Source organism: Klebsiella sp. HMSC16A12, from assembly GCF_001808265.1.
Taxonomy (GTDB): Bacteria; Pseudomonadota; Gammaproteobacteria; order Enterobacterales; family Enterobacteriaceae; genus Klebsiella; species Klebsiella pneumoniae.
On the sequence record NZ_KV792562.1, the window covers coordinates 1 to 18,282 of the forward strand.

The following is an 18,282-nucleotide window of genomic DNA, read 5'->3' on the forward strand; positions in this document are numbered from 1 at the left end:
TATCCGGTAACGGGTATCCCTACCGCGACATTGTGTGGTGGGTTGAAAAATGAACGTTTACACGCCGGTTGAGCTACGTCAGATTGTCTCCTTTCCCTTTTTTGCCGACCTGGTGCAGTGCGGCTTTCCCAGCCCGGCTCAGGACTATGTTGAGAAGCGAATCGACCTCAACGAGCTGCTGGTGCAGCATCCCAGCGCGACCTATTTTGTCAAAGCCGCTGGCGACAGCATGATCGATGCCGGCATTGACGAAGGCGATTTGCTGGTGGTGGACAGCGCGCGTAAAGCGGAGCATGGCGATATCGTGATTGCCGCCGTCGGCGGCGAGTTTACGGTAAAGAAGCTGCAGCTTCTGCCGCGGGTGCAGCTTAACCCGATGAACCCGGCCTATTCGCCCATCGTGGTCGGCCGCGAGGAGACGCTCGATATTTTCGGCGTCGTAACCTACATCATCAAGGCGGCGGGCTGATCATGTTCGCGCATTGTGATGTGAACGCCTTCTATGCCAGCTGTCAGACCGCCTTCCGGCCAGACCTGAAGGGGCGGCCGGTGGTGGTGCTGTCGAACAACGACGGCTGCGTGATCGCCCGCTCGGCGGAGGCGAAGCCGTTTGTGAAAATGGGCGAACCCTACTTTAAGCAGAAGGCTGCGTTTCTTCGCCACGGCGTCGTGGCGTTTAGCAGTAATTATGAGCTGTATGCCGACATGTCCAGCCGGGTCATGGCCACCCTGGAAGAGCTCACCCCGCGCTGCGAAATTTACAGTATCGATGAGGCCTTTTGCGATGTCAGCGGTGTGCGTCATTGCAGAGATCTGACCGATTTTGGCCGCGAAATCCGCGCCACGGTGCTGCAGCGTACCCATCTGACGCTGGGCGTTGGCATCGCCCCGACCAAAACCCTGGCGAAGCTGGCCAACCACGCGGCGAAGCAGTGGCCGCGGCAGACGGGCGGGGTAGTGGACTTGTCCTGCCCGCAGCGGCAGCGAAAGCTGATGGCGCTGCTGCCGGTGAGCGAGGTCTGGGGCATCGGGCGGCGGATCGGCAAAAAGCTTGAAGCGATGGGGATCGGCACGGTACTCCAGCTGGCGGAGAGCGATATCCGCTTTATCCGCAAGCACTTCACGGTGGTGCTCGAACGAACGGTACGGGAGCTGCGCGGCGAGCCTTGCCTGGCGCTGGAGGAGTTTGCCCCCGCTAAGCAGGAAATTATCTGCAGCCGCTCGTTCGGGGATCGGATTACGGCCTATGAGGATATGCGCCAGGCGATCTGCAGCTATGCCGCGCGGGCAGCAGAAAAGCTGCGCGGTGAGCATCAGTACTGCCGGTTCGTCTCCGCCTTTGTCAAAACCAGCCCCTTCGCGCTGAATGAACCCTATTACGGCAACAGCGCCTCGCTAAAGCTGCTGACGCCGACCCAGGACTCCCGAGATATTATCGCCGCGGCGACGAGCTGTCTGGATGCCATCTGGAAAGCGGGGCATCGCTATCAGAAGGCCGGCGTGATGCTCGGCGATTTCTACAGCCAGGGCGTCGCCCAGCTGAATCTGTTCGACGAGCTTGCTCCGCGGCACAACAGCGCCAGACTGATGCAGGTTCTCGATCAGCTGAATGCGAAAAACGGCAGGGGGGCGCTCTATTTTGCCGGCCAGGGGATCCAGCAGCAGTGGCAGATGAAGCGGGAGATGCTCTCGCCGCGCTACACCACGCGATACGGCGACCTGCTCCGCGTCAGATAACGCGCGCTATCCCTGCACCGCGGCCGGAAAAACCGCCGCCAGCCAGTCAATAAAGACGCGGAGCCGGGGCGGGACGTGCCGGTGCCGGGCATAGACAACGTGAAAAGGATAGGGGGCCGGGCGCCAGGCGCTGAGGATCTCCACCAGTTCGCCGCTCGCCAGCGCCGGTTTCAGCGAATAGGTAAAGGTCTGCACAATGCCTAAGCCCGCCTCGCCGGCGGCAATATGCGCGTTGCTCTCATTGATGCCGAGATGGGGCTCTGTCTTCAGCTCGGTACTGACGCCGTGACGCGTAAAGCGAAACGGAAACGCTCTGCCGCTGGCCGGCGACAGATAGCTGATGAGCCGGTGGCCATGATGTAGTTCATCCGGCGAGGCGGGGGTGCCGTAGCGCTGAAGATAGCCCGGGGTGGCGCAGGTGACCAGCGTCGCCTCGCCGATTTTACGGGCGATCAGCGTCGAGTCTTCCATCGGACCGCCGCGGATGGCGCAGTCAATATTGCCGCTGATGAGGTCCGCGGGCTTATCGGCCACCTGCAAATCGATACGGATATCCGGCCAGGAGGTCATAAAGTCCGCCAGCAGCGGGATCAGCACATCGCACGCGGTCGACCCGCCGATGGCGATCCGTAGATGGCCCTTCGGCTTATTGCGGGCGGTATTGAAAGACGCGTCGATCTCTTCCAGGTCTTCCAGCAGACAGCGGGCTTTTTCATAGTACTCCCGTCCTTCCGGCGTCACGGTAATACGCCGCGTGGTGCGCTGCAGGAGGGAAACCCCAAGATGCGCTTCCAGTTGCTGAATGGTTTTGCTGAGGGTGGCGTTGGGCATATTCAGCGAGTCCGCGGCGCGGGTAAAGCTGCCGGCTTCGACAACGCGAGTGAAGGCTTTGAGAGCTGAAAACCGGTCCATTATTCGCTTTATCCTGGTTACTGGAGGTCATTATCCACCGAGGGGAAGAGTGTTTTTCAGATTAGGCCATTTTTCCGCCTCGCCGGGACGATTACAGTGCTTTCCATACCCGGCGGGGCGCGTTCGCGAGCCTGGCCTGTTTATACTCTAACCAAGGAAATGCACCATGAGCAAAAAACTTGCGGATAAAGTGGCGTTAGTCACCGGCGGCAGCGCCGGGATTGGCCTGGCGTCGGCGAAAGCACTGGCGGAGCAGGGCGCGAAGGTGTACATCACCGGCCGCCGTCAGGAGGAGCTGGATGCGGCGGTAAGATTCATCGGACCCGCCGCCCGCGGGATCCGCGCCGACGCCGCCGTGTTAAGCGACCTTGACACGGTATTTGCGACCATTGCCGAAGAGTCCGGCCGGCTGGATGTGCTGTTCGCCAATGCCGGCGGCGGAGACATGCTGCCGCTGAGCGCCATCACCGAAGCGCACGTCGACCGAATTTTCGCCACCAACGTGCGCGGGGTGGTGTTCACCGTGCAAAAAGCGCTGCCGCTGCTCACCGATGGCGCCTCGGTGATTTTGACCGGCTCTACGGCGGCGGTAAAAGGGACGGCTAACTTCAGCATCTATAGCGCCAGTAAGGCCGCGGTACGCAGCCTGGCGCGCTCCTGGGCGCTGGAGGTTAGCGACCGCGGGATCCGCATCAATGTGGTCAGCCCGGGTCCGGTACGTACCCCGGGTCTGGGAGGGCTGGTGGCGGAGGCGGACCGCCAGGGCTTGTTCGATGCTCTGGCGGCCGGTGTACCGCTCGGGCGGCTGGGCGAGCCGGAGGAGATTGGCCGGACGGTGGTATTTTTAGCGTCGGATGAGTCGAGCTTTATTAACGCCGCGGAGATCTATGTCGACGGCGGGCTGGCGCAAATCTAAGCGCCTGCCGTCGCCGCACTGACCTGACCGGGCAGAGGCGCTTTCAGCAGGGCGATCAGCAGCGTACTGCCCACCATGATCCCCGCCGCCAGCCACACCATTCCCGACAGGCCAGCTGAGGCGATCAGCTGGCCGCCGACAAACGCCCCGGTGCCGATGGCGGCATTAAAAATGGCCACATAAATGGCTGACGCCGGCTGGGCGACCGCGCCCGCGCTGCGCAGCAGCCAGGTCTGTAAGCCGACGAACACAATCGCGATGCCGGCGCCCCACAGGGCTAACAGTAGCCCGCTAAAACAGAACGGCAGTGGCGCAAGACGGGCGGCGCCAAGGAGCGCCAGCGCGCCCCCGCTCAGCAGCAGCGCAGCGAAAATCAGCCCCTTCAGATGACGATCGATAAGCTTACCCGCGATAACGTTACCCAGCAGCCCGGAAACCCCTGACAGCAGCAGCAGGCCGGAGAGGGCGGTCGCCGGGACTCCCTGCAGATTTATCAGCAGCGGTTCAATGTAGGTGAAGGCGGCAAAGTGAGCGGTAATGATGCAGGCCGTGGCGCCATACAGGCCACCGAGCAGCGGATTGCGGAAGATATCGCGATAAACACGCAGCCTGACGGGGGCAGGGGCGGCCAGCGGGGGCAGCGTCGAGCACAGCACCGCAGCGGCGGCTAGTGACAGCAAGGCCATCGACATAAACGCGAGTCGCCAGCCCGCCAGGGTGGCGATAAAGCTCGCCAGCGGCACCCCCACTACGCTTGCCGCTGACACGCCGCCAAAAATGATCGCCGTGGCCAGCCCCAGCCGGTGCGGCGGCACCAGCTGCGCGGCGACAATGCCAATTAAGGCCCAGAAGGCGCCATGCGCCAGGGCGCCAATCATGCGGGCGCTCATCAGGGCGAACATCGAATAAGACCGGGTTGCGGCGAGGCAGGAAAACGCGAGGATCAGCATCAGCCCGACCAGCAGCGCCTTGCGGGAAATACGCGTCGGCATTGCGCCGGAAAGCAGAGCCGCCAGGGCGCCTACCCAGCCATAGGCGGTGACGGCGAGGCCCACGCCGGATTCCGTCTGGTGAAAATCCGCCGCCAGGGCGCTGAGCATGCCCACCGGCGCCAGTTCGCTGGTGACGATCGAAAAGGCGCAGATCCCGAGCGCAACGACGGCAATCCAGACGCGCGCCGGTGCCGGGTGGAGGGGTAAAGCAATCTCTTTCATATCAGGCGTATCCTTAGGAAAGGAGCGTTCCGTGCGGTGCACGGACGTTCAGGTGAGGAGAGAGCAGGCGATCGGATGGCCTGGTTGTCTCCGCGAATGGCGTGCAGTATCATCCCTGCGAAACTGATAAAAAAGAGCGGAAAACGGAGAGCCGTTTTCCATACATGGAAAATAGATGACCGCAGAATTCCACTGGGATGATGCTCGCATATTCCTCGCCATCGCCCGGGCGGGAACGCTGAGCGGCGCCGCCGACAAGATGAACATGGGGATTGCCACGGTCTCCCGCCGGCTGGATCGGCTGGAGCAGGCGTTGAACGTTCCGCTCTTCAGCCGCCATCAGAGCGGCTACCGCCTGACCGACGATGGCGAAGCCCTGCTCGCGCGGGCGGAGGCGCTGGAATACGCTGGCCTGGCGTTCGGCGAAGCGGCGCAACTGCAGGGGCATGTCGCCGGGGTTGTTCGCCTGGCCACCTCGGATAACCTGGCCACGCATTTTATTCTGCCCTCCCTGAAAGGGCTCCTGGACCATTATCCCGAGCTGCGGGTGGAGGTGCTGAGCGGTGTGCAGCCGGTGAACCTGCACCGTCGGGATGCCGATCTGGCGATCCGCATGGTCAAGCCTGAGGCCGGGCATCTGACGTTAAAGCGGCTGGGGACGGTGGGGTTTGGCGTCTATGGCGCCGCCGACTGTCTGGTCGGCGCGGACGGCCTGTCGCTGAGCGAGGCGGACTTTGTGGGTTGGCCGGAAACTCACCAGCACCTGCCGGCCGCCCAATGGATCACGCGCACCCTGCGCGGCCGGCCGTGTAAAGTCGAAGCCAATACGCTCGTGGCCCAGGTTTCCGCAGTATCCGCGGGACTCGGATTGGGCGTCCTGCCGCACTTTATGGCGCGGGCCAGCGGCCTGCAGTGCCTGCAGCCGGAGATCGGCGCGGATCAGACCCTCTGGCTGGTGATGCATTCTGACCTGGCCGGATCCAGACGCGTGCGGGTTCTCGCCGACCATCTCATCGCTCTCTTTGCGGACCATCAAGATCGGCTGGCGATGCCCTGAAGGGGCGCGGCTTGGGCGTGTATCGATAAGACTGCCCGAGGCTGACGAGCCACGATTTTTTCCGCGCCAGCTAACAGTGATACTCGCCGCGCAATATTCGGCCCAATGCTGCCCCGCAGTCGGAAATACTGCAGAGTGAGAGGATATCCCCGTCCGGCAAAATAATTTTGTGTTGTTGCCAGCGCGGCATTGTTGCGCTCCCACAGAAATGCCTGTCGATGTTAGGGTGAGACGTTTATCACCACAGGAGAACGCAAATGATTGTCAGGACCTGGCACGGCTGTGTGCCATTGCAACATGCTGAGGGGTTTGCCCGCCACCTCGAGCGGACCGGCGTGGAACACGCTCAGAGCATCGCCGGCAACCGGGGGGCGCTGGTGCGCCAGGAAAACCAGGGCGAATGGGCGCATTTCTTTCTTGCCACCTACTGGCAGGATCTCGCGGCGGTCAAAGCCTTCGCTGGCGAAGACTATCACGTCGCGGTCACCTATCCGGACGACGAAGCATTCGAACTCCTCTCCGACCCCTATGTGTTTCAGCATGAAGTCGAGGCCGTGTCGCCGCTGTAGGCTGATGACCGGGCAGGTGGAAGATTGGCCAGCAGCAGGCGGTTGCTGGCTGCGTGAGAGCGACGTCTACCTTGTATGGACAGCCAGCCGCCGCTGGGTGAACGTGGCATGACGGGAACACTCAGCGCGTGAGGGCCGCGACAATGGAGGCTTCCATTTTCTCCGGCGTCGTGAACGGCGCAAAACGCGTGAGGGGTGTGCCGTCGCGACCGATGAGGAACTTGGTGAAATTCCACTTGATCCGTCCGCCGAGCACGCCGGGCAACGCTTGTTTCAGATAACGAAACAGCGGGTGTGCGGCGGGGCCGTTGACGTCCACTTTCTCAAACATCGGGAAGCTCACGCCGTAGTTAACGTGACAAGTCTGCTCGATTTCATCCGCACCGCCGGGTTCCTGCTTACCAAACTGGTTGCACGGGAAACCAAGCACTACCAGCCCCTGAGCCGCGTACTTTTTGTAGAGCGCTTCCAGGCCAGCGTATTGCGGTGTGAAGCCACAATGGCTGGCCGTATTCACCACCAGAACCACCTTGCCAGCATAGTCAGCCATGGAGAGGGGCTGGCCGCGCAGGCGGGTAGCCGTCAATTGATAAAAAGGGGTCATAGCAGGCTCCTGAGAGTAGAAACAGTTCAACGCTGACGATCGCGCGAATGTTTGAAGCAGATTAGGCAGTTATGATACACAGGGTTAGGGATTTGTACCTGGAGTGTTAAAAAAACGCCAGATGTCATAGAGAAAATCGCGAACAGGAACGGCTGAAAATGATGAAATATGTCTTATCGCTGGTGGTGGTGGCGATACTCGCAGGATGTACCAGCACGCCAAACTTGCCGCCTCGGGATACCATTGTGGCGATGAAACCCACAAAGTCCGGTATTGTCGCCAGCTCAGCGAAATACAGTTACCGCTTTGTCCGTGACGGTGTGCCTCAGGAATATCAGCGTTATAAGACCTTTTATGAACGCTTTCACCAACAGGCTTCCGGCGTGCGGGTTAACTTTGTCGTGGTACAACATGAGGTGACGGCGGAATATCTGGTGGTGATGGATCAGCGCAAACTGGATGCCGGGCAGCATAGCGAGCTGGTGAATCAGTATCATGCGGTGCAAATTGATAACGATCGCCTCGGGGTGTTGTTTAAAGCGACAGGATTTTGGACTGCATCGGACGCGTCAGATCTGGCCGCCGCCTACCAGTTAGCGCACCCCGTTGTGGTATCAATCAATGATAAGACCAAAACGATTAGCTCGCTTGGCGCCGTTGCCCTGGCCCCGTTGTTTCCGTTTTACATGATGTATGGATGTGCCACCGGGCCTTGTGTCTGAGGAAAACAGCCAGCAAGTCACTCGACTCACTGGCTGAGTATTTAATTAAGCTTCACTTTTAGATGACTGCTTGTGAAACAGTTCGCGGAATACCGGGTAGATATCCTCCTGGTCGCGAATATGCTGCATGGCGAAATTATCAAAAGTCGCCTGCAGGTGTTCATACTCGCGCCACAGGGTCTGATGCGCCCGGCGGGTAATTTCGATATAGCTGTAATAACGCACCACCGGCAGAATTTTCTTCGCCAGCAGTTCGTGGCACAGCGGGGAGTCATCGGCCCAGTTGTCGCCATCCGACGCCTGGGCGGCGTAGATGTTCCACTGCGCCGGATCATAGCGGGCCTGCACTACTTCATCCATCAGCTTCAGGGCGCTGGAGACAATGGTGCCGCCGGTTTCCTGAGAATAGAAGAATTCGTGCTCATCCACCTCTTTTGCCTGGGTATGGTGGCGGATATAGACCACGTCGACGTTTTTATAAGTCCGGCTGAGGAACAGATACAGCAGGATATAAAAGCGCTTGGCCATGTCTTTGGTGGCCTGGTCCATCGAGCCTGAGACGTCCATCAGACAGAACATCACCGCCTGGCTGGAAGGCTCCGGCCGTTTTTCGTAATTTTTGTAGCGTAAATCAAAGGTGTCGATAAACGGCACTCGCTCTATTTTAGCCCGCAGTTCGGCAATCTCTTTGCGCAGGCGCTCCTCCTCCAGCAGCTGCACCGGTTCGCTGCGGCTGATGGCTTCCAGATCCTCCTCCAGGGCGCGCAGTTCACGACGCTTGCCGGCGGTCATCGCCGTACGGCGGGCCAGCGAGTTCTGCAGTGAACGTACCACGCTGATGTTGGCTGGCACCCCATTGGAGGTAAAACCCGCGCGATGGGTTTTAAACTCGTTCAGCTGCCGGTGCTGGTTTTTCTTCAGGTTCGGCAGGGCCAGATCTTCAAATAACAGATCCAGGTATTCATCTTTCGAGATCTGGAAGACAAACTCATCCTTTCCTTCACCATCGGCGCTGGCTTGCCCCTGACCGCTACCGCCGCCGCCGCCACCGCCTTGCGGGCGCTCAATGCGGTCGTTTTGCACAAAATGGTCGTTGCCCGGGTGGACGCGGTTGCGCAGGCCGCCGCGACCCTGATGAAACATCGGCTCGTTGATATCGTCCGTCGGGATCGAGACGGATTCTCCGCTCTCAATATCGGTCACCGAGCGCTTGTTGATGGCCTCGGAGATCGACTGTTTAATCTGCGCCTTATAACGGCGCAAAAAGCGCTGGCGGTTGACGGCGCTTTTGTTTTTCCCGTTCAGGCGTCGGTCTATGAACCAGGTCATATGCCCTCCTGTACTGCATTAGCCAACTTTACTTATCATCATTCAGCTGCAGTTGACCCGGCGGCGTGCCGCCGGGTTGGACGCATCAGGACGATTTACGAACCCGCAGGTACCACTCGCACAGCAGGCGAACCTGTTTGCGGGTGTAGCCTTTCTCCATCATGCGGTCGACAAAGTCGTCGTGTTTTTTCTGCTCATCGGTTGAGGTTTTGGCATTAAACGAAATGACCGGCAACAGCTCTTCGGTATTGGAGAACATTTTCTTCTCAATAACCGTGCGCAGTTTCTCATAGCTGGTCCAGTTCGGATTACGTCCGCTGTTGTTGGCTCTGGCGCGCAGCACAAAGTTGACGATTTCGTTACGGAAGTCTTTCGGGTTGCTAATCCCGGCTGGCTTCTCAATTTTCTCCAGCTCGGCATTCAACGATTCACGGTCAAACAGCTGCCCGGTGTCCGGATCGCGGTATTCCTGATCCTGGATCCAGAAGTCAGCGTAGGTGACATAGCGATCGAAAATGTTCTGCCCATACTCGGAGTAGGATTCCAGATAAGCGGTCTGGATCTCTTTGCCGATAAACTCGGCGTATTTCGGGATTAGATAGCCTTTGAGGAATTCCAGATAGCGCTCGGCCTGCTCCTGTGGGAACTGTTCGCGCTCAATCTGCTGCTCCAGCACATAGAACAGATGCACCGGGTTAGCGGCCACCTCGACGTGGTCGAAGTTAAATACCCGAGACAGGATCTTAAAGGCAAAGCGGGTGGAGAGCCCGTTCATCCCTTCATCAACCCCGGCGTAATCGCGATACTCCTGATAGGACTTCGCTTTCGGGTCGGTATCTTTCAGACTTTCGCCGTCATAGACCCGCATCTTCGAGTAGATGCTCGAGTTTTCCGGCTCTTTCAGGCGCGACAGAATCGAAAAGCGCGCCAGCGTTTCCAGGGTGCCCGGGGCGCATGGCGCATGGGTCAGCTCACTGTTGTTGAGCAGTTTTTCATAGATGCGGATCTCTTCGGAGATACGCAGGCAATAAGGCACCTTGACGATATAGACGCGGTCGAGGAAGGCCTCATTGTTCTTGTTATTACGGAAGGTCACCCATTCCGATTCGTTGGAGTGAGCAAGGATGATCCCGTTAAACGGCAGGGCGGAGATCCCTTCGGTGCCGTTATAGTTACCTTCCTGGGTGGCGGTCAGCAGCGGATGCAGCACCTTAATCGGCGCTTTAAACATCTCGACGAACTCCATAATCCCCTGGTTGGCGCGGCACAGCGCACCGGAGTAGCCGTAGGCGTCCGGGTCGTTCTGCGCATAGTGTTCCAGCTTACGGATATCCACCTTACCGACCAGCGCTGAAATATCCTGGTTGTTTTCATCACCCGGTTCGGTTTTGGCGATGGCAACCTGCTCGAGAATCGATGGCCAGACTTTAACCACGCGGAATTTAGTGATATCGCCGCCAAACTCGTGCAGGCGCTTGGCCGCCCACGGCGACATAATGGTGCCGAGATAGCGGGTCGGGATGCCATACTCTTTCTGGAGGATCTGCGCATCTTCCTGCGGATTGAACAGGCACAGCGGGTGATCGTTGACCGGACTGCGTTCGCCGTTGGCGCTCAGCACATAGATGGGCACGCGCTGCATCAGCGCTTTCAGCCGTTCAGCCAGCGACGATTTACCACCGCCCACCGGCCCCAGCAGATAGAGGATCTGTTTCTTCTCTTCCAGCCCCTGGGCGGCATGCTTGAGGTAGGAAACGATCTGCTCAATGGCGTCTTCCATACCGTAAAACTCTTCAAATGCCGGATAGCGTGCGATAACCCGGTTTGAAAAGAGACGGGATAGCCGCGGCTCGAGAGCCGTATCAACCATGACGGGTTCACCAATGGCCATCAACAGACGTTCTGCCGCATTGGCATAGGCACTGCGATCTTGCCGGCAGATGGTAAGAAACTCCTGCAGTGTGAACTCTTCGTCCTTGGCAGCTTCGTAGCGCTGGCGATAGTGATCGAATATATTCATGGCATGCCGTCCTTTCGTTTTTTAGCACAGGTTGAGAGCCGTTCATATGAATAGTGGGGGCCCCCGGAAGACATAAGCTGAACATCGCTCTCCTGGTATCCAGCAACCCTTATGCCAGGTTGCGGGTGGGGTAGCGTGAATGTGCCCGGCAATTACACCTTCTAAATTTAAGCGTAGATGCATTTAGAAATCTTGCATGGCGCAGAAAATCAATTTCAATGACATATCAATAACTCATCCTGAACATGGCGCTTTTTGATTCGTTGGGACGCAAAGTTGTCATCGGGCTGTCACCGGATGGTAAGAGAAGGGTGGCAAAGTGAACGATTTGTGTCATATCGGGTAAAGAATTTGAGGCATGAGACCTACGACGGTACACTGCACGGGCTGATTATTTGACAACGGGAATATGGATTGTGACTAAAATCAAACTTCTGGCACTCGGCGTGCTGATAGCGACGTCCGCCAGCGCGGCGCATGCCGACGGGAAGTTCACTCTTGGGGCTGGCGTAGGGGTCGTTGAGCATCCGTATAAGCAATATGATGCGGATGTCTATCCGGTGCCGGTCATTAGTTATGAGAGCGAAAACTTCTGGTTCCACGGTCTGGGCGGGGGTTACTACCTGTGGAATGACACCAACGATAAACTGTCGATTACGGCCTACTGGTCGCCAATGTACTTCAAGCCGGGCGACAGCGACAGCGAGCAGATGCGTCGACTGGATAAACGTAAATCGACCGTGATGGCCGGTCTTTCTTATGTCCACAACACGCCCTATGGCTTCCTGCGCACGACGATTGCCGGCGATACGCTGGATAACAGCAACGGTATTAACTGGGATCTCGCCTGGCTGTACCGTTACACCAACGGTAACCTGACGCTGACGCCGGGTATTGGCGTGGAGTGGAACAGCGACAATCAGAACGAATACTACTATGGTGTCTCCCGGCACGAGTCGCGCCGCAGCGGCATGCGCAGCTATGACCCGGACAGTAGCTGGAACCCGTATCTGGAACTGTCGGCTAACTATCGCTTCCTTGGTGACTGGAGCGTTTACGGCGTGGCGCGCTACACGCGTCTGTCGGATGAAATTACCGACAGTCCGATGGTGGATAAATCCTGGAGCGGTCTGATCTCCACCGGGATCACCTACACCTTCTGATTGTGCATTCTTACAGTGCGCTTCATGCATCAAAACAGGGCCTTGCGCCCTGTTTTGCTTTATGGTGGTGCATACGGTTAAGGAGGAGAAGATGGTGAAAAAAACAGTACGCTTCGGCGAGCAGGCGGCAGTGCCGGCCATCGGGCTGGGCACCTGGTATATGGGCGAACATGCGGCGCAGCGTCAGCAGGAAGTGGCTGCACTGCGGGCGGGCATCGACCATGGACTGACGGTGATCGATACGGCGGAAATGTACGCCGACGGCGGGGCGGAGGAAGTGGTGGGCCAGGCGATCCGCGGTCTGCGCGACCGGGTAGTGCTGGTCTCCAAAGTCTATCCCTGGCATGCCGGCAAAGCGGCGATGCACCGCGCCTGTGAAAACAGCCTGCGCCGGCTGCAGACCGACTATCTGGACATGTATCTCCTGCACTGGCGCGGGGATATCCCGCTGCAGGAGACGGTTGAGGCGATGGAGAAGCTGGTGGCCGAGGGCAAGATCCGCCGCTGGGGCGTCTCTAATCTGGACACCGAGGATATGCAGGCGCTGTGGCGGACGGCGGATGGCGAGCACTGTGCAACCAACCAGGTGCTCTACCATCTCGCATCGCGGGGCATTGAATACGATCTCCTGCCCTGGTGCCAGCAGCACAGTCTGCCGGTGATGGCCTACTGCCCGCTGGCGCAGGCGGGGCGCTTACGCGATGGACTTTTTCAGCATAGCGATATCATTAATATGGCTAACGCGCGGGGGATTACGGTAGCGCAACTGCTGCTCGCCTGGGTGATTCGTCATCCGGGAGTGCTGGCGATCCCGAAAGCGGCCAGTATTGAGCATGTGGTGCAGAATGCCGCAGCGCTCGACATCGTCCTTAGTGGGGAAGAGCTCGCGCAGCTGGACCGCCTCTATCCGCCGCCGCAGCGAAAAACCCGGCTGGATATGGTTTAACCCATCGTTCACGGCAAAGAAAAACAAAAGCCCCGTTACCAACGGGGCTTTTGCTATTAGCGTTTTTTCACGCTGATGGTTTGCGCCAGGCGAGAGGGCGTCTCTTCGCTGGCTTTCTGCGGCTGGGTTACGCAGCAGGTTTCGACGCAAACGAAGGTTTTGTAGCCATCGTCCGGCATATCGCCCATGCTGACGGACAGCGCCGGGCCCGGGTTCCAGGCCACCACATTGTGCTGATGATGATGCACCACGTCGATAGTGCGGTTTAGCGCGTCGTCATGGATCACGCTGCAGCTGTCGGCGTTGAGATAGACGCGATCGGTGCGGTCCGGGAAGGTCTGCACGCCGTTGCTCAGAACGCCTTCTTCGGCATTGTTCACTTTATCGATATAGCGCTCGCCAAGACCGCTCACCTTCACCGCCGCGATATCGCCGACGTTGAAATAGCTGTGCAGGGCAGAGGTGGTCTCGAATTCACCGTGGGCTTCCAGCTCGATTTCACAGGTCTTACCCAGCTTAAAGCGGGCATAGAGGGTGAACTCGTGCGGCCAGAGCTTCATGGTTTCAGCGCTGTGCTGGAGCGCAAAGGTCAACATTACGCCGCTGTCGTCTTCGTCATGACCTTCCAGGGTCCATGGCAGATTGCGGGCAAAGCCGTGCGACGGCAGACCTTGCTGCGCAGAAGGACCAAACCAGGGCCAGCAAATCGGCACGCCGCCGCGCAGGGCGACGCCCTGTTTAAACGGGGTGTTGTTGCTCAGCCACAGAACTTCTTCTTCACCGGCGGGTTTCCAGGAGAGCAGGTGCGCCCCCTGCAGCGCCACAGAGGCTTTCACCTGCGGATGGTCGATGACAATCAGCTCCAGGTCGTCCAGCTGGCGACGGGAGATCACGGGAGAAATGGTTTCATTCACCGGGAGAGCAAAAATTTTATTTATCATTGTGCAATCCTATCTCTGCAGACAAAAAAAAGAGCGACCGAAGTCGCTCTTACAGATTACTTTTTCATCTCAACTTATTTGGAGATGTGGGCAATCAGATCCAGAACTTTGTTGGAGTAGCCGGTTTCGTTGTCGTACCAGGAAACCAGTTTCACGAAGTTGTCGTTCAGTGCGATACCCGCTTTAGCATCGAACACGGAAGTGCAAACTTCGCCGTTGAAGTCGGTAGAAACAACGTCGTCTTCGGTGTAACCCAGAACGCCTTTCATAGCGCCTTCAGAAGCGGCTTTGATGGCTTTCTTGATTTCTTCGTAGGACGCCGCTTTTTCCAGACGAACGGTCAGGTCAACAACAGATACGTTCGGAGTCGGAACGCGGAACGCCATACCGGTCAGTTTGCCGTTCAGTTCTGGCAGTACTTTACCTACTGCTTTAGCAGCGCCGGTAGAGGACGGGATGATGTTCTGAGCTGCGCCGCGGCCGCCGCGCCAGTCTTTGTGAGACGGGCCATCAACGGTTTTCTGAGTAGCGGTGGTAGCGTGGACGGTGGTCATCAGGCCTTCAACGATACCGAAGTTGTCGTTGATAACTTTAGCCAGCGGCGCCAGGCAGTTGGTGGTGCAGGAAGCGTTGGAAACGATGTCCTGGCCAGCGTAAGCGTCGAAGTTAGCGCCGCGAACGAACATCGGAGTGTTGTCTTTGGACGGGCCAGTCAGAACGACTTTTTTCGCGCCAGCGGTGATGTGTTTACGAGCGGTTTCGTCGGTCAGGAAGATACCGGTTGCTTCAGCAACAACGTCAACACCAACTTCGTCCCACTTCAGGTTAGCCGGGTCACGTTCAGCGGTAACACGGATTTTTTTACCGTTAACGACCAGATGACCGTCTTTCACTTCAACGGTACCGTCGAAACGACCGTGAGTGGAGTCATACTTCAGCATGTAAGCCATGTACTCTGCGTCTAACAGGTCGTTGATTGCAACGATCTCGATGTCAGAACGTTTCTGAGCAGCACGGAAAACAATGCGACCGATACGGCCAAAACCGTTGATACCTACTTTGATAGTCATATATTCCACCAGCTATTTGTTAGTGAATAAAAGGTTGCCTGTAAAATTACAAAAACCTTACGCAGCGTCAAGCGGAATCGTGTCAATCATTGCGACAAATCAATCCTGAGCAGACCTTTGCGCGATTGATTTGCCTCACTTTCCCTTTGAGCCCAATTCCATATGGGGGCTGCGCGCGGAATTTTAAAGGGCATTTAAGATAAAAATGTGATTTAAGTCACAATTATCTGGCTGCCTGTGGGCACCGGATAAGTTTAGAACAAAAGTGTACGCTTCATTGTTAATGTTTTGTTAGAATTGGAGCGAAAGTAGTCCATTGCAAAGCGAGATGTAAGCCCATGGCGAATAAACCCACCCCGGAAGAGCTGAAAAATGGCTTGAGCGAAATGCAGTTTTACGTGACGCAGCATCATGGCACCGAACCGCCTTTCACCGGACGGCTGTTGCACAACAAGAAAAATGGCGTGTACCACTGCCTGGTGTGCGATGCGCCGCTGTTTAACTCCCAGACTAAATACGACTCCGGCTGCGGCTGGCCGAGCTTCTACGAGCCGGTAAGCGCGGAGGCCATTCGCTATCTGACCGACAATTCGCACGGCATGCAGCGCATTGAGATCCGTTGCGGAAACTGTGATGCTCATCTCGGCCACGTGTTTCCGGATGGTCCGCAGCCGACCGGCGAGCGCTATTGTGTCAACTCGGCATCGCTGAGCTTCACCGATGAGCAAAATGGCGAGCAAATCAAGGGTTGAAGAAACGATTCAGCAAATTATTCCAGGCGGAGGTGAGCGGAAGATGGATATTGAGCAAATTATCGACAGTATGACGCCGGAAGTGTATCAGCGTCTGGCGACGGCGGTAGAGCTGGGAAAATGGCCGGATGGCGTCGCGCTGACGCCGGAGCAGAAGGAAAATAGCCTGCAGCTGGTGATGCTCTGGCAGGCACGGTATAACACCGACGCCCAGCACATGACCATCGACACCAGCGGGCAGATGGTAATGAAGAGCAAACAGCAGCTGAAAGAGGATTTTGGCATCGTGCCGAAGCCGATCGCCACCGTTAAACTGCAATAAACCGCCGGCCGGCGGTGAGACGTTCCGGCGTCGGGTAACCGCGCGCCGGATGGCGTCATGTCGAATGACCGCGTCCGGCGGTCAGCCGCTTCGCTTACTTTTTGTTCATCATCGCTTTCAGATCGGCAAACGGGTTGTAGGTGGCCTCGCCGACGCTCTTTTGCGCATCTTCCCCTGCCACCACCGTGGAGCCATACTGATCGGCTTCGGTGTACTTGGAATGTTCGTGATCGTGACAGTACAGGCACAACATCTCCCAGTTGCTGCCATCTTCCGGGTTATTGGAGTGGTCGTGATCGATGTGGTGCACCGTCAGCTCGCGCAGATTGGAGTAGACAAACTCCCGTGAGCAGCGTCCGCACACCCAGGGAAAAAGCTTGAGCGCCTTTTCGCGGTAACCCACTTCCAGACGTGCGTAATTTTTGGGGATATAGGCCATGGCCCCCTGCCTCCTGTCAAACGGTTAAGCTGCGCCAACCCCTGGCGCAGCGGATAACAGGCATCATAACCTATCCCGGGCGGCGCGATATACCTGCATTGCAGGCGATGCTGCCTGCGTCACGCCTCCCGGTGCCGACGATGCGGCGGAACAGCCATGATTAGTGTTTGATCCCCAGCGATTCCGCCAGCTGACGGGCCAGCTGATTCTGGTCATCGGCGCCATATTCCCAGAACATGGCCCCGGCGAGGCCCTTCGCCTTGATATAATCCGCCTTAATGGCTACCGAGCGCGGGTTCTCATAGGAGAGGGCGAACAGCGGCTTGCCCTCCGCGGACTGCACCGACAGCCACGGAACCTTCGCCTCATCGTCCCAGTGCTCGGTAAAACGCTTTTGCGGATCGTTGAGCAGTTTGCCCACGATATCATTGTATTTCACATAGGTGTCTTTGCTCAGGTCATAGCCCAGCGAGGCAAACAGCGCGATCTGTTGTGGCCCAAAATAGGGCTGGGTGACCGGATTGTTTTGCGCATCCGCTTTCGTCCAGTCAATCCCCGGCTCGACCGCCCGTTTCGGTACCCGGCCATAAAAACCAATCCCGAGGTTCATCTGGCTGGGTTTAAGCCCGGCGGCCAGGTAATTGTTGACCACAAAATCGGCGCTGTATTTATCCGCTGCGGCGACCGTCGGCCAGTGGCTGGAGTCATACAGATTCGAGTTGAAGTACTGCGTGCCGTAGGCCATGTCGTAGGTCATCAGGTTGATGTAGTTCAGCACCGGGGCCACCGCTTTGACGTCCACCCAGCTTTTCGGGCTCTCGGCATTGGCGCCCACGGCGATAGTCACCAGCTTTTGCTCACCGACTGCCTCACGCAGCGATTTCAGCAGGGCAGTGAAGTTGTCGCGGTCAGCCGGCTGGCTGGCCACCAGTCCCCAGGCGCCGTTGACCGGAAACTCCCAGTCGAGGTCAATGCCGTCCAGACCATATTGCTGGATGATTTTCTGCGCGGAACGAATAAAGACGGCGCGACTTTCTGCGGTCGCCGCCGCGCCGGAGAAACCACGCGCGCCCCAGCCGCCGACCGACAGCAGGACTTTGAGGTCCGGATTCTGTTTACGCAGGGCGGGGAGCTTTTGCAGATCCGCCTGCACCTTCGGCGACAGCCAGATCTCGTGCAGATGAGCAGGATCCTTCAGGGCCGCATTGGTCTCGTCTTTTTCATCGTTATAGATAAGGCCAAACGAGTAGTTGAGATGGGTGATCTGCCGGACGTCCAGCTTATCGATATCACCGCCCGGCCCGGCGGTGACGTCGCCGCCGCCGTTAAAATAGCCGACGGACATCAGCGGTTGGGCAGAGAGCGCGGAAGCGCAAAGCAAGGGCAAAGCTGCCAGCAAGGGCAAACGTTTCATAGTGGTTCCTCTTTGACATAAAAATAACCACGCCACGGAAATGGCGTGGCGAAAAAACAGCCTTGCCAGACTAGCAGCAATAACCTGTTGAAACTGCGAGAGAGTTCAATTTATGGACGATAGCGAGGCGGCAGAAGAAGACCCGGCGCGAGGGC

The 18,282-nt window shown here is 57.8% G+C and carries 20 protein-coding genes; 10 read left to right on the forward strand and 10 right to left on the reverse strand.

What is annotated here, in order from left to right; genetic code table 11:
* The first annotated feature begins 49 nt into the window (after positions 1–49).
* Positions 50–469, forward strand: coding sequence for a translesion error-prone DNA polymerase V autoproteolytic subunit (locus tag HMPREF3140_RS07360; RefSeq protein ID WP_002901192.1), 420 nt, complete (start codon positions 50–52; stop codon positions 467–469).
* A 2-nt stretch (positions 470–471) separates the two neighbouring features.
* Positions 472–1,737: a Y-family DNA polymerase gene (locus HMPREF3140_RS07365; protein ID WP_004183665.1), complete on the forward strand. Its 1,266-nt coding sequence runs from the start codon at positions 472–474 to the stop codon at positions 1,735–1,737.
* A gap of 6 nt (positions 1,738–1,743) precedes the next feature.
* On the opposite strand, the gene HMPREF3140_RS07370 is transcribed toward HMPREF3140_RS07365, so the two are convergent.
* Positions 1,744–2,649 carry a LysR family transcriptional regulator gene (locus tag HMPREF3140_RS07370; RefSeq protein WP_004140447.1) on the reverse strand — a complete coding sequence of 302 codons (906 nt, stop codon included), beginning with the start codon at positions 2,647–2,649 and terminating at the stop codon, positions 1,744–1,746.
* A gap of 166 nt (positions 2,650–2,815) precedes the next feature.
* On the opposite strand from HMPREF3140_RS07370, the gene HMPREF3140_RS07375 reads away from it, so the two are divergent.
* Positions 2,816–3,565, forward strand: coding sequence for an SDR family oxidoreductase (locus HMPREF3140_RS07375; protein WP_023279891.1), 750 nt, complete (start codon positions 2,816–2,818; stop codon positions 3,563–3,565).
* Here HMPREF3140_RS07375 and HMPREF3140_RS07380 read toward each other — a convergent pair.
* Positions 3,562–4,779 (reverse strand): MFS transporter, encoded by a 1,218-nt coding sequence (locus HMPREF3140_RS07380; protein WP_023279892.1) that lies wholly within the window; start codon positions 4,777–4,779, stop codon positions 3,562–3,564. The two genes, HMPREF3140_RS07375 and HMPREF3140_RS07380, sit on opposite strands and share 4 nt — an antisense overlap.
* Positions 4,780–4,954: 175 nt before the next feature.
* Between HMPREF3140_RS07380 and HMPREF3140_RS07385 the strand changes: the two genes are divergently transcribed.
* Complete coding sequence (locus HMPREF3140_RS07385; protein WP_004179386.1) at positions 4,955–5,836, forward strand: LysR family transcriptional regulator; 882 nt, start codon at positions 4,955–4,957, stop codon at positions 5,834–5,836.
* 70 nt (positions 5,837–5,906) lie between these two features.
* Here HMPREF3140_RS07385 and HMPREF3140_RS28675 read toward each other — a convergent pair whose 3' ends face one another.
* A complete protein-coding gene (locus HMPREF3140_RS28675; protein WP_004220356.1) occupies positions 5,907–6,026 on the reverse strand; it encodes a hypothetical protein in 120 nt (39 codons plus the stop codon).
* A 67-nt stretch (positions 6,027–6,093) separates the two neighbouring features.
* On the opposite strand from HMPREF3140_RS28675, the gene HMPREF3140_RS07395 reads away from it, so the two are divergent.
* Positions 6,094–6,405, forward strand: a complete 312-nt coding sequence (locus HMPREF3140_RS07395) for a hypothetical protein (RefSeq protein WP_004140435.1) — start codon at positions 6,094–6,096, stop codon at positions 6,403–6,405.
* Positions 6,406–6,526: 121 nt separating this feature from the next.
* Here the strand turns inward: HMPREF3140_RS07395 and HMPREF3140_RS07400 are convergent, their stop codons facing one another.
* Positions 6,527–7,009: a glutathione peroxidase gene (locus HMPREF3140_RS07400; protein WP_002901230.1), complete on the reverse strand. Its 483-nt coding sequence runs from the start codon at positions 7,007–7,009 to the stop codon at positions 6,527–6,529.
* 158 nt (positions 7,010–7,167) lie between these two features.
* Between HMPREF3140_RS07400 and HMPREF3140_RS07405 the strand changes: the two genes are divergently transcribed.
* Positions 7,168–7,731, forward strand: coding sequence for a hypothetical protein (locus HMPREF3140_RS07405; protein WP_016946409.1), 564 nt, complete (start codon positions 7,168–7,170; stop codon positions 7,729–7,731).
* A gap of 45 nt (positions 7,732–7,776) precedes the next feature.
* On the opposite strand, the gene HMPREF3140_RS07410 is transcribed toward HMPREF3140_RS07405, so the two are convergent.
* Together HMPREF3140_RS07410 and yeaG are read right to left on the reverse strand one after the other, a co-directional pair.
* Positions 7,777–9,060 (reverse strand): YeaH/YhbH family protein, encoded by a 1,284-nt coding sequence (locus HMPREF3140_RS07410; RefSeq protein ID WP_004152363.1) that lies wholly within the window; start codon positions 9,058–9,060, stop codon positions 7,777–7,779.
* A gap of 85 nt (positions 9,061–9,145) precedes the next feature.
* Complete coding sequence (yeaG, locus tag HMPREF3140_RS07415; RefSeq protein WP_002901234.1) at positions 9,146–11,080, reverse strand: protein kinase YeaG; 1,935 nt, start codon at positions 11,078–11,080, stop codon at positions 9,146–9,148.
* 416 nt (positions 11,081–11,496) lie between these two features.
* Here yeaG and HMPREF3140_RS07420 point away from each other — a divergent pair, with 416 nt between their 5' ends.
* Complete coding sequence (locus HMPREF3140_RS07420; protein ID WP_002901236.1) at positions 11,497–12,243, forward strand: MipA/OmpV family protein; 747 nt, start codon at positions 11,497–11,499, stop codon at positions 12,241–12,243.
* Positions 12,244–12,334: 91 nt separating this feature from the next.
* A complete protein-coding gene (locus tag HMPREF3140_RS07425) occupies positions 12,335–13,189 on the forward strand; it encodes an aldo/keto reductase (protein ID WP_004176538.1) in 855 nt (284 codons plus the stop codon).
* A 56-nt stretch (positions 13,190–13,245) separates the two neighbouring features.
* Here HMPREF3140_RS07425 and HMPREF3140_RS07430 read toward each other — a convergent pair whose 3' ends face one another.
* Both HMPREF3140_RS07430 and gapA read right to left on the reverse strand, forming a co-directional pair.
* Positions 13,246–14,130, reverse strand: coding sequence for a D-hexose-6-phosphate mutarotase (locus HMPREF3140_RS07430; protein WP_002901240.1), 885 nt, complete (start codon positions 14,128–14,130; stop codon positions 13,246–13,248).
* Between the two features lie 74 nt (positions 14,131–14,204).
* Positions 14,205–15,200, reverse strand: a complete 996-nt coding sequence (gene gapA / locus HMPREF3140_RS07435; protein WP_002901243.1) for a glyceraldehyde-3-phosphate dehydrogenase — start codon at positions 15,198–15,200, stop codon at positions 14,205–14,207.
* 338 nt (positions 15,201–15,538) lie between these two features.
* On the opposite strand from gapA, the gene msrB reads away from it, so the two are divergent.
* Both msrB and HMPREF3140_RS07445 read left to right on the forward strand, forming a co-directional pair.
* A complete protein-coding gene (gene msrB / locus HMPREF3140_RS07440) occupies positions 15,539–15,952 on the forward strand; it encodes a peptide-methionine (R)-S-oxide reductase MsrB (RefSeq protein ID WP_002901246.1) in 414 nt (137 codons plus the stop codon).
* A 43-nt stretch (positions 15,953–15,995) separates the two neighbouring features.
* A complete protein-coding gene (locus HMPREF3140_RS07445) occupies positions 15,996–16,274 on the forward strand; it encodes a YeaC family protein (RefSeq protein ID WP_002901249.1) in 279 nt (92 codons plus the stop codon).
* Positions 16,275–16,368: 94 nt separating this feature from the next.
* On the opposite strand, the gene yajD is transcribed toward HMPREF3140_RS07445, so the two are convergent.
* Both yajD and HMPREF3140_RS07455 read right to left on the reverse strand, forming a co-directional pair.
* Entirely contained in the window at positions 16,369–16,713 is a 345-nt protein-coding gene (gene yajD / locus HMPREF3140_RS07450) for an HNH nuclease YajD (RefSeq protein ID WP_002901254.1), read from the reverse strand.
* A gap of 160 nt (positions 16,714–16,873) precedes the next feature.
* Positions 16,874–18,127 carry a chitinase ChiD gene (locus HMPREF3140_RS07455; RefSeq protein ID WP_002901255.1) on the reverse strand — a complete coding sequence of 418 codons (1,254 nt, stop codon included), beginning with the start codon at positions 18,125–18,127 and terminating at the stop codon, positions 16,874–16,876.
* Between the last annotated feature and the right edge of the window lie 155 nt (positions 18,128–18,282).